The following is a 13,694-nucleotide window of genomic DNA, read 5'->3' as shown; positions in this document are numbered from 1 at the left end:
ATACCTACGGTCTGAGCGTAAACGGTAAGCAAAATAGGCCGACCATTGCGGACGGCCTAACTCTGCTCATCTATTCGCCAATGCTCCAACGCGAAGTAATTGGATATCGTCGATCACGTCCAAATCCTCGCTCAGTTACTCGCGGGCCAACTGCAGCCTGGCGGCGCTTGTACTCGTTGATATCAACTAGCCTAATCACCTTGTGCACCACTTCTTTGTCGAAACCGGCATCAACAATGGCATCTGCCGAGTAGTCATGCTCAACGTATAAACGCAAGATTTCATCGAGAACAGGATAAGGAGGAAGCGAATCTTCGTCCTTCTGATCTGGTGCAAGTTCTGCTGACGGAGGTCGATCAATAACACGCTGAGGAATGACATATCCAAGAGTATTTCGGTATTCGCACAAGCGGAACACCAGAGTCTTAGGAACATCCTTCAATACATCGAAGCCACCTGCCATATCGCCATAGAGGGTTGCATAGCCGACTGCCATTTCGCTCTTGTTACCAGTGGTTAGAACCAAGTAGCGTTTTTTATTGGAGATAGCCATGAGAATCACCCCACGACAACGGGCCTGCAGGTTTTCTTCGGTGGTGTCTTTGGGCAGCCCTTCGAAAGCGGGTGTAAGTGTACTTAGGAAAGCCTCAACCATCGGCTGAATCGGCATCACGCTGTACTTGACGTTAAGCAGCTCGGCCTCTTCCTTCGCGTCGTCCTGGCTCATTTGGGCGGTGTAGTGGTACGGCATCATCACCGCTTCCACGTTTTCAGCTCCCAAGGCATCGACCGCCACGGCAAGGGTTAAGGCCGAGTCGATACCGCCAGACAAGCCTAGCACAATGCCCTTAAAGCCGTTGCGCTGAACGTAATCACGTACACCAATAACCAATGCTTGGTAAACACTCGCCTCTACGCTCAAAAGTTCAGCTTTCCCTGCCTCAACTGGTACGAGGGAATTTTCTTTTATGGCGAAGTCAGCATGAAAGAGTCCTTCTTCGAAGGCAGGGGCTCGTTGAGTAACTTTTCCGTTCCCATCAACAACGAAGCTGTTGCCATCGAAGACGAGTTCGTCTTGGCCTCCAACTTGGTTCACATAAATCATCGGAATCGAGCATTCATTTGCTCTCTGCGCAAGAAGCTCTTCGCGCTCAGCTTGTTTGCCGCGATGGAAAGGTGATGCATTCAGGGTGAGCATGATTTGCGCACCTGCGGCACATGCTTCATTCAAAGGTTCCGGGAACCATATATCTTCGCAAATACCGAGAGCTATCTTTACACCAAAAAGATCAACAACACACGGCCCAGTGCCAGGCACGAAATATCGTTTCTCATCAAAGACTCGATAATTCGGAAGTTTCTGTTTATGGTAACGACTGAGCTCTGCCCCATCAACAAAGATAGCGCAGCTGTTGTACCTATTACTTTGTAGCTCTTCGTGGCCAGAACCACTTTCAACCCAAGGAAAGCCAACCACTACAGCTATACCTTGAGAACTTTGGCGAACTTTATCTAGGGCCTTTTCAATTCGGAGCTGCATGCTAGAGCGCAGCAAAAGATCCTCCGGTGGATAGCCGCACAAAGTAAGTTCAGGGAAAACGATGATCTGGGCATGGAGTTCGTCACGCGCTTTCTTCGCAGCGTCGATGATCTTCTCAACATTGCCTTGAATATCCCCCACTCGGATATTCAACTGGGCCATTACCACCCTTAAACTCTGCGCCATGGTTCCTCCTATGCCTTTGAGCCGAACGCCAAAATGTAGCTCCCCAGCCGACTCATCATCAGGTCGCTTGCCTTGCCAGGCTCGAACGAGAACCTATTAAAGGTAGAGCCGCATCTCGCCAATGTCGTTCATTATGCCTCATCCATTCCTCGAGCCTAGGACTCGAATGGAGACAAGGTAAGGGGGTGTCCGAAAACTCTTACACTTTTTTTCTGACTGTGCAGCTTTTCCTTTTGCACAACGCACAAGCTAGCTTTTACGCTAATATTTACAACGGATTGGGCACTTTTTTGGGGGGCGGAAGGTTTTGGGCTTCTTCACCAAGTTCGGAGACGGCGCCTGCGACCTCGCCCCCCTCAGCGGCCTGGTGAAACACCAGGTACGGGCCATCGCCCGGCACTTCGGCGCACCTGAGTCACTGGTGGAAAAAGTCCCTACCGCCGACCTCGAAGACCTGTCGCCGGGTAAACCGGACGAAGCCTCCCATGGTGTCACCTACACCGAGATCGATGCCTTCCTGCACGGCGAGCCGGTGCGCGAAGAGGCATTCAGGATCATTTGCGACACCTATAAAAAGACCCAGCACAAGCGGGTGATGCCGTTTGCCCCGTGATTGACCAAAGGGGTCTGTGGCGCGATCAAACGCCAGGCACAAAAAAAGCGTCCCAGCGGGTAATGCCGATCAGTTAAGGAGAAACGACCCCCTATGTGGGAGCGAGCAAGCTCGCTCCCACAATGGTCGGCGTCGCTTAACTGCTCGGCATGAGTGCCAGAGGGACGCTTTTTTGTGGGCGCTACAGGCTTACTTCAGGGTAATGGTGCCTTTCATCATCGAGATGTGGCCAGGGAACGAGCAGAAGAAACCGTATTTTTGCGCAGCGTCGAGTTTCGACACGTCAAAGGTCACGGCGTCTTTCTCGCCAGCACCGATGATCTTGGTGTGAGCGATCACGCGGGTATCGCCGTCCTTGAGGTAGTTTTTGTCGATGCCGGCAGCCAGGCCATCGGTGGCGATCGGCTGCATGTCAGCTTCAGTGCTGATCACCAGGTTATGGCCCATGACGTTCTTCGGCAGGTTGCCGGAGTGGGTCAGCTCGACGGTGAATGTTTTGCAGCTCTTGTCGATTTCAATGGCCTTGGTGTTGAAGGACATCTGGTCAGTGGAGTCAACGGTGACCTTGCATTCGGCAGCCATCAGTTGGCTGCTGGCCAGTGTCAGCAGGGATACCGCAACAAGTTTGGCAAACATGGTGAATCTCCAAGGCAGGGTTAAAAAATCCATATCCTGTAAAGACTGCCTGAAATATTCGTAAGTTCCTATGACCTGAATCAAGAATTGTATACAACTTTCGAGCTATGACACTCATCGAAACAATCTACCAGCCAGACCGCACGCTCGCGCCTAAGATCACCCCATTGCCCCCTAATGGAGTGTCCGTCATGTCCCTCAATAGCCTGTTGTGCAGTTTGCTCGCCGCCTACGCCTGTGGGGCCAGTGGCACCTTTGAAGAAGCCCGCGCCCCGGATTAATTCTTGGAGCAACCCGGCGCCAGCCATTACTCTGCGCTCGTCACTGATCACGGAGGAAGGCATGTCTTTAACATCTGTTTGTGTGTTTTGCGGCGCCAGCACCGGCACTGACCCGGTCTATCGAGAGGCGGCGATTGCCTTGGGCCAGGCGCTGGCCCGGCGCAAGCTGACGCTGGTGTATGGCGGCGGCGCGGTCGGTTTGATGGGGATTGTCGCCGACGCCGCACTGGCGGCCGGTGGCGAAGTGATCGGAATTATTCCCGAAAGCCTGAAAAACAAGGAAATCGGCCACAACGGCCTGACGCGCCTGGAAGTGGTCGATGGCATGCACGCCCGCAAGGCGCGCATGGCAGAACTGAGCGACGCCTTCATTGCCCTGCCCGGCGGCCTGGGGACCCTCGAGGAACTGTTCGAGGTCTGGACCTGGGGCCAGCTCGGCTACCACGGCAAACCACTGGGCCTGCTGGAAGTGAATGGTTTCTACAGCAAACTCACTGCATTTCTTGATCATGTCGTCGGTGAAGGCTTCGTTCGCGGGCAGCACCGTGACATGCTGCAAACGAGCGAATCGCCGCAGGATCTGCTGGATGCACTGGATGCCTGGCAGCCGGTGGTCAGCCCCAAATGGGACGGGCAAAAACCCGATTAACCCTTGCCCCCGGTTTAAAGGCAGAATACGCGCCGCTCAACCTCACCTTCGACCCCAGAGGATCGCCCATGGCTAAACCTAATTACTCCTTCGCCAAGCGTCAAAGAGACTTGGCCAAAGAGCAGAAGAAAGAGGAAAAGTTGCAACGCAAGAAAGCGGCTGCCGATGAAGAGGCCGGTGCACTGAGCCCGGATGCAGAAGGCGAAGTGACTGCCGAAGACGCTGTAGAAACACCGAAAGAGCAGGCGCCAGACGCCTGAGCCCCACCGGACAGTGTCCCGCCTATCTTCTGTAGGAGCTGGCCAGCCAGCTCCTACGGCGGACCGCGCTAGTCCAACGGCATGACCGTCACCCGCACCTCCGGGTCATGGCTGCCGCCCCCCAGAATCACCCCACGCAACGGCGACACATCGGAAAAATCCCGGCCCCAGGCCAGGGTGATGTGCTCCAGCGCCGGCTGCACATTATTGGTCGGATCAAAATCCACCCAACCCACGACCGGACAGAACACCGACACCCAGGCATGGGAGGCATCGGCACCGATCAACCGCGCCTGCCCGGGGGGTGGCTGCGTCAACAGGTAGCCACTGACGTAACGCGCCGCCAAGCCCCTGGAACGCACACACGCCAGCATCAGGTGCGCGAAGTCCTGGCACACCCCACGCCGGCGCTCCAGCACTTCCACCAGCGGGGTTGCGACCTGCGTGGCCTCGGCGTCGAAGGTGAATTCGCTGAAGATCTTCTGCATCAACGCCTGCACCCCGAGCATCAGCGGCCGCCCCGGCGCAAAACAGCTTTCGGAGAACTCGACGAAGGGGCTCTTCAAGTGCACATAGGGCGACTCGAAGCGAAAACGACACGCCTGCAGCACCTCGCTGGCGATCGGCTGGCCACTGTAGGTCAGCACGCTGCGAGTCGCCTCCCAGGCCGGCGACTGCTGGAAGTCGGGCAATACCCGGGCCAGCACTTCGACCGTCAGCCGGGCATTGACCTGCAACTCATCGTGGGGCCGCTCGAATGCCAGGCGGGTCAGCGGGTTGCCGAACACGTCCAGCTCATCGCGGCGGGTCGTCGGCAACGGGCTGATCAGCAACTGCTGCTCGGTGCAGCGTTGCCAGGCGCAAGGCCGCGGCCACAGATGGGCCAACTGCTGGGCGAGGGACACCGGGCTGTCGTAGTGATAATGGGTGTCGTGGAGAATCTGATAGCGGGCACTGTTCACACGGACACCGTTCGTTGGCTGACATCGTCGACATGGGCGAAATGCCGCAAGGCCAGGCGGTCGGACACCTGATTGCTGACATCGGCGACTTCCTGGAGCAAGTCCGCCAGGCCATCAAGGGCAGCGCGCACGCTGCTGTCACCGAACAGCGGGTTTTCCAGGCAGCCGAGGTCGAACCCGGCCAGGCGCTCCACCAGAAGTGGCAACGCCGCCTCGGCAGGCGCGCCGAAGTCATGGTTCAAGCGCTTCAGGGAGCGGCTCACCAGTTTCAACTGGAACAACACCGCATGGGGGTTCTGTTCATCGAGCAGCAACAGGTCCAGCACCGGGATCAACTGCGCCACGGCCAGGTAGCGGGAGCGGTAGGTGATGCTGCTGTTACCCAACTCCAGCAACCATTCCAGGCCCGCCTGATCGAACGCCCCGGCCCCGCGCAGGAAGCCCGCCAGGCTGCTGCTCAAGAACTGCAAACGCTCGATGCGTCGACCAATCATCAAGAACCGCCAGCCTTCGTCGCGAGTCATGTCGTCCAGGGCAAACCCCGACAACGCGGCCAGCGACATCACCAGGCGGTTGAGAAAGTCCAGCAACTCGCCAAAATCCGCGGCCTCGGTCTCCAGCTCCATGGCCTCGCGCTGCAACTCCACCAGCGCCTGCCAGTTCTCGCGCGAGAGCTTACCGCGCACTTGGGACGCTGCCCACTGCAAGCGCTGCAGATTGGCGCGCAGGCTGAACGACCAGTCGGCGCCGAGCAAAGCGGCGAGCAGGCGCTCGGGCAACTCGCCCTCCTCGGGTAGCACCATCAGGCTTTCGCCCAGTTCCACGGCTGCTTGCAGGGCCTGCGGATCGTCGCCGTCGACATAACGCGCGAGCATGATGCGCAACAATCGCGCGCTGTCATCGCAGCGCTCGCAGTAACGGCCGAACCAGAACAGGTTTTCCACCACCCGCGACGGCAGGTATGGATCGCGCCGCACCAGCTCGTGTACGCCGAGGGTCCGGTGGGCTTTCCATTGCTCGCCGACGGGGGCCCCCTCGCCCAGCACCCAGGTGTCTTTGCTCGCGCCGCCACGCTGCATCGATACCACTTCGGCATCCGCCTCGGCGGCGACCCGGGTCAGGCCCCCGGGCAATACTCGATAGCCGTCGCGGCTGGCCACCGCGTACACCCGCATGCCGATGGCCCGTGGTTGCACCTGGCCGGTCTCGGCCTGCCACACCGGTGCCTGGGACAGTTGGGCGAGTTCTTGCGCCACATAGGCATAAGGCCGCGCGCGCATGCGCCGGACCAAATCATCGCGCTGCTTTTCACTCAAATCACGACCAAACACCGGGACAAAGCTCTGGGAAGGAAAGGCCGGTTTGATCAGCAGTTCAGGGAGTTTTTCCAGGGCTTGCTCCAGCACCGGCGGCTCCCCGCACCACCAAGTGGCAATGGACGGCAGGAGTAGCTCCTCGCCGAACAGGTAGTGATTGATCTTCGGCAGAAACCCCAACAGACCCGGCGACTCCAGCACACCGCTGCCCAGGGCATTGGCCACCAGCACCCGCCCCTGGCGCACCGCATCGAGCAGTCCCGGAACGCCGAGGGCCGAGTCGGTGCGCAGTTCCAGCGGGTCGCAGAAGTCGTCGTCGAGCCGGCGCATGATCGCGTGGACCCGGCGCAGGCCGCTCAGGGTCTTGAGGTAGACGGTGGCATCACGCACCGTCAGGTCACCGCCTTCGACCAGCGGATACCCCAGTTGGCGGGCCAGGTACAGGTGCTCGAAATAGCTCTCGTTGAAACGCCCGGGGGTCAACAACACCACCAGCGGCACTTCCTCGGCGCTGGGTGCCTGGCGGGCCAGGGTTTCCTGCAGGGTCCGGAAGAACCCCGCCAGGTGCTGCACTTGCAGGTCGCGGTAGAGTTCGGGAAACGCGCGGGAGACGATGGTGCGGTTTTCCAGGGCATAACCGGCGCCGGACGGGGCCTGGGTGCGATCCGCGGTGACCCACCAGCGCCCGTCGGGAGTCCGCGCCAGGTCCACTGCATACAGGTGCAGGAAGGTTTCGGCGGGTGGCTGGATCCCCTGGCACGGCCACAGGAAGTTGTTATGGCCAAACACCAGTTCCGCCGGCAGCAGGCCCTCGGCAACCAGGCGCTGCGGGCCATACAGGTCCGCCAGTACGGCGTTGAGCAGCCGCGCACGCTGGGCAATCCCGGCCGACAGGTGCTGCCACTCATCGGCGGCGATCACGTGGGGCAACAGGTCCAGCTCCCAGGGGCGGTCGGCGCCCTTGGGGTCGGCGTAGACATTGTAAGTGACGCCGTTTTCCTGGATCTGCCGCGCCAGCAACGCCTGGCGCTGCACCAGTTGCGCGGGCGAACTGCGCTGCAAGTGCTCGAACAGGCGCCGCCAATGCGCGCGCACGGCGCCGCTGTCGTCGAGCAATTCGTGATAGGTGCCCGCCGTGAGCGGGTAACGGTCTAGCAGGTCAGGCATGGAACGCTCGGCAGGCTCAAGAAAAAATCAGGTTAGCGCACAACTATGGCAGCTCTGTCATTGGCTGTTGTGCGCAAAACGGCGCAAATCCAGGGTCATGGGCAGCTCATCACTGAGGGTCAGGGTCGGGATCTCCAGGCGGCCCGGGCTGTGGCCGAGCCGGAAGAACCGCGCCATGCGCCGGCTCTCGGCTTCGTTGGCGTTGACCGGCAGGCTGTCGTAGTTGCGCCCTCCCGGATGGGCAACGTGGTACTGGCAGCCCCCCAGGGAGCGTTGCATCCAGGTGTCGAGCAGGTCAAACACCAAGGGCGCATGCACCGCGATGGTGGGCTGCAGGCAGTTGGCGGGCTGCCAGGCGCGGAACCGCACGCCGGCGACAAATTCGCCGACCCGACCAGTAGGCTGCAGCGGCACCGCCACTCCATTGCAGGTCAGCACATAACGCTGTGGCGCCAGCCCCGTAAGCTTGACCTGCAGGCGCTCCAGGGACGAATCGACATAACGCACCGTACCGCCCGCCGCGCCCTCCTCGCCCAGCACATGCCAGGGCTCCAGTGCCTGGCGCAGCTCCAGTTCGATCCCGCTGACCGCATAATCGCCGACCTTGGGGAAACGGAATTCCAGATGGGCGGCGAACCATTCGGCGCGCAATGCATACCCGGCCGCGTTGAGGTCCACCAACACATCGGCGAAGTCCTGCTCGATACAGTGCGGCAGCAGGAACCGATCATGCAGTTCCGTCCCCCAGCGCGCCAGCTTCGCGGGCGCATAGGGCTCGCGCCAGAAACGCGCCACCAAGGCCCGCAGCAACAGTTGCTGGACCAGGCTCATGCGCGCATGGGGCGGCATCTCGAAAGCCCGCAACTCCAGCAGGCCCAGGCGCCCAGTCGCACCGTCCGGTGAATAGAGCTTGTCGATACAGAACTCGGCGCGGTGGGTGTTGCCGGTGACATCGATCAGCAGGTTGCGCAGCAGGCGATCCACCAGCCAGGGGGCACAGGCCTCACCCGGCGGTGGCATTTGCGCGAAGGCGATTTCCAGTTCGTACAAGGCATCGTTGCGCGCCTCGTCGACCCGCGGCGCCTGGGATGTCGGGCCGATGAACAGGCCGGAAAACAGGTAGGACAAGGACGGATGGTTGTGCCAGTAGCTGATCAAGCTGCGCAGCAGGTCCGGACGACGCAGAAAGGGGGAGTCCGCCGGGGTCGCGCCACCCAGCACAAAGTGGTTACCGCCGCCGGTGCCGGTGTGGCGGCCGTCGATCATGAACTTCTCACTGGTCAGGCGGGTCTGGCGGGCCTCTTCGTAAAGGAACTCGGTGCGCTCCACCAGCTCATCCCAACTGGCGGACGGCTGCACGTTGACCTCGATCACGCCCGGGTCCGGGGTCACCCGAAAGTTGCTCAGGCGCGGGTCACTGGGCGGTTCATAGCCTTCCAGCAATACCGGGCAATGCAGCTCCTGGGCAGTGGCTTCGATGGCGCTGACCAGTTCCAGGTAGTCCTCGAGCCGCTCCAACGGCGGCATAAACAGGTACAAGCGCCCGTCCCGAGCCTCGGCACAGAACGCAGTGCGGGTCAGCCAGTCGGCAGACTCATCGAGCACCGGCACACGCTCCTCAGCCTGCGCGGGCGTGGCGTGGGCCGCCAATTGCGCGGTGTCCGGCAGTGGCGGGAAGTCCTGGTTGGGGTCCTGCGGGTGGATGAACGGATACTCCGCCGCTTTCACCCAAGGCTGGGAGCCCAGCGGCAATCGATAGCCCAGCGGTGAATCGCCGGGGACCAACCGGCAATGCTCATCGCGCAGGTACCAGCGCCCGCTTTGCCACTGGTCGCCCTGGGCGGTGCGCGCCAGGGGCAGGACCTGGCCGATCACCTTGTCCAGGCCCTGGCTGAACACCTTGCGCAACCGCGCACGCTCCAGCGGCTCCTCCAGGCGCGGGTCTTCGGCGCTGACGTTCAGCGGCAAGTTGCCTTCGCGCCAGAGGTAATAGAAGTGATCTTCGTAAGCGGGAAACACAAACCGTGCAGGCAGTTTCAAGCGCTCGGCGACGCTCGCCAGAAAGCGCCCGGCCAACGCGCCATCCGCGCCGTAGTCCTGCTGCTCATCGGCGATCAACGCGCTGTTGTGCCAGACCGGCACGCCGTCACGCCGCCAGTAGCAGTTCAGTGACCAGCGCGGCAGTTGCTCGCCGGGGTACCACTTGCCCTGGCCGAAATGCACCAGGCCTTTGGGTGCGTAATGCTTGCGCAGGCGCTGGAACAGCTCGGCCGATAGCCGGCGCTTGTCCGGGCCGAGCGCGGCGGTGTTCCATTCGGCGCCGTCCGGATCGTCGATCGAGACGAAGGTCGGCTCGCCCCCCATGGTCAGCCGCACATCGCCGGCCTGCAGGTCGCCGTCGATCTGCCGACCTAGGGTCTGGATGGCTTGCCACTGCTCTTCGGTGTAGGGCTTGGTGACCCGGGGCGCTTCCCAGATCCGCTCCACCGACATCTCGTGGCTGAATTCACACTCACAGGGTTCGACCAGGCCGCTGATCGGGGCCGCAGAGGACGGATCTGGACTACAGGCCAACGGGATATGCCCTTCACCGGCAAACAGCCCGGAGGTGGCATCCAGGCCGATCCAGCCCGCCCCCGGCAGATAGACCTCGCACCAGGCGTGCAGGTCGGTGAAATCCACTTCGGTACCGGATGGCCCGTCGAGGCTCTTCACGTCCGCCGTGAGCTGGATCAGGTAACCCGAGACAAACCGCGCCGCCAACCCGAGGTTGCGCAGCAGTTGCACCAGCAACCAGGCGGAGTCGCGGCATGAGCCGGACGCGTGCTCCAGGGTGTACTCCGGGGTCTGGACCCCGGGCTCCATGCGGATCAGGTAACTGATGTCTTCGCTCAGGCGCTGGTTAAGGGCCACCAGGAAATCCACGGCCGGCAGCGGCGTACGCTCGATCCCCTGGAGGTAGGCTTTGAGTCTGGGCGTCAGCGGCAGGGTTTCCAGGTACGGCGCCAGTTCCTTGCGTTCATCGGCGGCGTAGGTGAACGGGATGCGCTCGGCGTAGGGCTCGAGGAAAAAATCGAACGGATTGAACACCGCCATTTCCGCCAGCAAGTCGACTTCAATGCGCAGTTGCTCGGTTTTTTCCGGGAATACGAGTCGCGCCAGGTAGTTGCCCTGGGGGTCTTGCTGCCAGTTGATGAAGTGTTGCTCGGGCAACACCTTCAGCGAGTAAGAGAGGATCCGCGTGCGGCTATGGGCCGCCGGGCGCAGGCGTACGATCTGCGGACCGAGTTCGACGGCGCGGTCGTAGCGGTAGTGCGTGACGTGGTGCAATGCGACATGAATCGACACGGCGTGCCTCCTGCGAGCCTAAAGCGTACCGGGCACCGCGCAAGACTTATGCCATACAGCCGCGCTGGCGCTTTCTCCGGTTGCTTGAGGCAGTACAGCACCAAAATCGGGCAGCGCGGGGAATTGCTTGGATGCCGTTGCACGTAAATGTGGCGTAGGCCGTAAAAGATCGCAGCCTTCGGCAGCGCCTGCAGGCTGCGATCTTTGGATCTTCAGGCCCAACGCAAAACGCCAACCCGAAGGTTGGCGTTCTGTTCAGCTCATACGCGGCTTAGCGTGGCACAACCGGCTTGCGCGCAGGTTTCGGGCCCTTGCCCTTGGCCGCATCCTTGCGCTCCTTGGCCGCCTGCTGGTTGCGGGCGAACGCCGCAGCCTTGGCCTGTTCACGCTTGTCCCACGGGTTGCCACCGTCACTGGCACGCGGCGGCAGGCCGGTGTGCTGGGTGAGGATCTTGGTGGTCTTTTCCGTCGCCGCCACTTTATGGCTGCCGGCCGGCGTCGAGTTCTTGCGACGGGCGCTCTGGTAGCTGTCGGTGGCCGGCTGGTGCAACGGGATCAACTGGTTCTTGCCCGGCCCGATCAGGTCGGCGCGGCCCATGCGGGTCAGCGCTTCACGCAGCATTGGCCAGCCTTTCGGGTCGTGATAACGCAAGAACGCCTTGTGCAGGCGACGCTGCTCCTCGCTCTTGACGATGGTCACGCCGTCGCTCTTGTAGGTGACCTTGCGCAGCGGGTTCTTGCCCGAGTGGTACATGGCGGTGGCGGTGGCCATCGGCGACGGGTAGAACGCCTGCACCTGGTCGGCGCGGAAACCGTTGCCCTTGAGCCACAGGGCCAGGTTCATCATGTCTTCGTCGGTGGTGCCCGGGTGGGCCGCGATGAAGTACGGAATCAGGTACTGCTCCTTGCCCGCTTCCTTGGTGTACTTCTCGAACATGCGCTTGAACTTGTCATAGCTGCCGATGCCCGGTTTCATCATCTGGTTGAGCGGACCTTCCTCGGTGTGTTCCGGGGCGATCTTCAGGTAGCCACCGACGTGGTGGGTCACCAGCTCCTTGACGTACTCAGGCGACTCGACCGCCAGGTCGTAACGCAGGCCCGAGGCGATCAGGATCTTCTTCACACCCGGCAAGGCACGGGCGCTGCGATAGAGCTGGATCAACGACGAGTGGTCCGTATTGAGGTTCGGGCAGATGCCCGGGAACACGCAGGATGGCTTGCGGCACGCGGATTCGATTTCCGGGCTCTTGCAGGCGATGCGGTACATGTTCGCGGTCGGCCCGCCAAGGTCGGAAATGACCCCGGTGAAACCTGGCACCTTGTCGCGGATCTCTTCGATTTCGCGAATGATCGACTCTTCGGAACGGTTCTGGATGATCCGGCCTTCGTGCTCGGTAATGGAGCAGAAAGTACAGCCACCAAAGCAGCCGCGCATGATGTTCACCGAGAAGCGGATCATGTCGTAGGCTGGAATCTTCTCCTTGCCGTACGCCGGGTGCGGGACACGGGCGTAGGGCATGCCGAACACGTAGTCCATTTCTTCGGTGGTCATCGGAATCGGCGGCGGGTTGAACCAGACATCGACTTCGCCATGTTTCTGCACCAGCGCACGGGCGTTGCCCGGGTTGGTTTCCAGGTGCAATACCCGGTTGGCGTGGGCGTAGAGCACCGCGTCACCGCGGACTTTTTCCACCGACGGCAGGCGAATCACCGTCTTGTCGCGGGTCATGCGCGGGCTGGCCAAAATCTGCACGACCTTGGCTTCGCTCGGGTCTTCAACCGGCCCTTTTTCCTGTTCGATGGCGCAGGCCTGGGTGTCCTGGGTGTTGACGTACGGGTTGATGATCTTGTCGACCTTGCCCGGACGGTCGATGCGCGTGGAGTCGACTTCGTACCAGCCTGCGGGCGTGTCACGACGAATGAACGCGGTGCCGCGTACGTCGGTGATGTCTTCGATCTTGTGGCCGTAGGACAGGCGCTGGGCCACCTCGACAATGGCCCGCTCGGCGTTGCCGTACAGCAGGATGTCGGCGCAGGCGTCGATCAGGATCGAGTTGCGCACCCGGTCCTGCCAGTAATCGTAGTGGGCGATGCGGCGCAGGGACGCTTCGATGCCACCGAGCACGATCGGCACGTTCTTGTAGGCTTCCTTGCAACGCTGGCTGTACACCAGGCTCGCCCGGTCCGGACGTTTGCCGGCCATGCCACCTGGGGTGTAAGCGTCGTCGGAACGGATCTTCTTGTCGGCGGTGTAGCGGTTGATCATCGAGTCCATGTTGCCGGCCGCGACGCCGAAGAACAGGTTCGGCTCGCCGAGCTTCATGAAGTCGTCTTTGGACTGCCAGTTCGGCTGGGCAATGATCCCGACGCGAAAGCCCTGGGACTCCAGCAGCCGGCCGATGATGGCCATGCCGAACGATGGGTGGTCGACGTACGCATCACCGGTGACGATGATGATGTCGCAGGAATCCCAGCCAAGCTGATCCATCTCCTCCCTGCTCATTGGCAGGAATGGCGCTGGACCGAAACATTCGGCCCAGTACTTGGGATAGTCAAATAACGGCTTGGCTGTTTGCATGACGGTGACCGGTGTTGAGATGAAAAATCGCGGGCGCGGAATATAGCACAAAATTTGACCAATTCCGACGGCTATGGTCGGAAATTAGTGGCGCAGCCATCGCGGGCAAGCCCGCTCCCACAGGGATCACACTAAACCTGTGGGAGCGGGCTTGCCCG

The 13,694-nt window shown here is 61.2% G+C and carries 8 protein-coding genes and 1 pseudogene; 3 read left to right on the top strand and 6 right to left on the bottom strand.

Annotation, left to right across the window (positions count from 1 at the left end):
• Positions 1-70: 70 nt before the first annotated feature.
• Positions 71-1,726, bottom strand: coding sequence for an NAD+ synthase (locus tag AACY45_RS14180; RefSeq protein ID WP_339546062.1), 1,656 nt, complete (start codon positions 1,724-1,726; stop codon positions 71-73).
• Positions 1,727-2,030: 304 nt separating this feature from the next.
• Here AACY45_RS14180 and nadE point away from each other — a divergent pair.
• Positions 2,031-2,339 (top strand): annotated as a pseudogene (nadE, locus tag AACY45_RS14175) (NAD(+) synthase); the annotation flags it as partial.
• A 189-nt stretch (positions 2,340-2,528) separates the two neighbouring features.
• Here nadE and azu read toward each other — a convergent pair.
• Positions 2,529-2,975, bottom strand: a complete 447-nt coding sequence (azu, locus tag AACY45_RS14170; protein WP_339546061.1) for an azurin — start codon at positions 2,973-2,975, stop codon at positions 2,529-2,531.
• A gap of 342 nt (positions 2,976-3,317) precedes the next feature.
• Between azu and AACY45_RS14165 the strand changes: the two genes are divergently transcribed.
• Positions 3,318-3,905 (top strand): LOG family protein, encoded by a 588-nt coding sequence (locus AACY45_RS14165; protein WP_339546060.1) that lies wholly within the window; start codon positions 3,318-3,320, stop codon positions 3,903-3,905.
• Between the two features lie 68 nt (positions 3,906-3,973).
• On the top strand, positions 3,974-4,165 hold the full coding sequence (locus AACY45_RS14160) for a hypothetical protein (protein ID WP_339546059.1): 192 nt from the start codon (positions 3,974-3,976) through the stop codon (positions 4,163-4,165).
• Between the two features lie 68 nt (positions 4,166-4,233).
• Here the strand turns inward: AACY45_RS14160 and AACY45_RS14155 are convergent, their stop codons facing one another.
• From AACY45_RS14155 to AACY45_RS14140, 4 genes are all read right to left on the bottom strand, one after another.
• On the bottom strand, positions 4,234-5,127 hold the full coding sequence (locus AACY45_RS14155) for a transglutaminase family protein (RefSeq protein ID WP_339546058.1): 894 nt from the start codon (positions 5,125-5,127) through the stop codon (positions 4,234-4,236).
• Entirely contained in the window at positions 5,124-7,610 is a 2,487-nt protein-coding gene (locus AACY45_RS14150) for a circularly permuted type 2 ATP-grasp protein (protein WP_339546057.1), read from the bottom strand. The genes AACY45_RS14155 and AACY45_RS14150 overlap by 4 nt, the downstream gene beginning before the upstream one ends.
• Before the next feature lie 57 nt (positions 7,611-7,667).
• The gene (locus AACY45_RS14145) at positions 7,668-10,958 is read right to left on the bottom strand and encodes a transglutaminase family protein (RefSeq protein WP_339546055.1); all 3,291 of its coding nucleotides are present in this window, start codon (positions 10,956-10,958) and stop codon (positions 7,668-7,670) included.
• A gap of 271 nt (positions 10,959-11,229) precedes the next feature.
• Entirely contained in the window at positions 11,230-13,536 is a 2,307-nt protein-coding gene (locus tag AACY45_RS14140) for a YgiQ family radical SAM protein (protein ID WP_166589841.1), read from the bottom strand.
• Positions 13,537-13,694 lie beyond the last annotated feature (158 nt).

It is taken from the genome of Pseudomonas sp. RA_35y_Pfl2_P32 (assembly GCF_963970735.1).
In the GTDB taxonomy this organism is placed as follows: Bacteria; Pseudomonadota; Gammaproteobacteria; order Pseudomonadales; family Pseudomonadaceae; genus Aquipseudomonas.
The sequence above is the reverse complement of the archived record's forward strand: the minus strand, read 5'-3'. Positions and strand labels throughout refer to the sequence as shown.

What these genes read in the sequence shown, in the direction of transcription:
- AACY45_RS14140 (WP_166589841.1), bottom strand. Translation starts at nt 13,536, where the DNA reads ATGCAAACAGCCAAGCCGTTATTTGACTATCCCAAGTACTGGGCCGAA.
- azu (WP_339546061.1), bottom strand. Translation starts at nt 2,975, where the DNA reads ATGTTTGCCAAACTTGTTGCGGTATCCCTGCTGACACTGGCCAGCAGC.
- AACY45_RS14165 (WP_339546060.1), top strand. Translation starts at nt 3,318, where the DNA reads ATGTCTTTAACATCTGTTTGTGTGTTTTGCGGCGCCAGCACCGGCACT.
- AACY45_RS14150 (WP_339546057.1), bottom strand. Translation starts at nt 7,610, where the DNA reads ATGCCTGACCTGCTAGACCGTTACCCGCTCACGGCGGGCACCTATCAC.
- AACY45_RS14160 (WP_339546059.1), top strand. Translation starts at nt 3,974, where the DNA reads ATGGCTAAACCTAATTACTCCTTCGCCAAGCGTCAAAGAGACTTGGCC.
- AACY45_RS14180 (WP_339546062.1), bottom strand. Translation starts at nt 1,726, where the DNA reads ATGGCGCAGAGTTTAAGGGTGGTAATGGCCCAGTTGAATATCCGAGTG.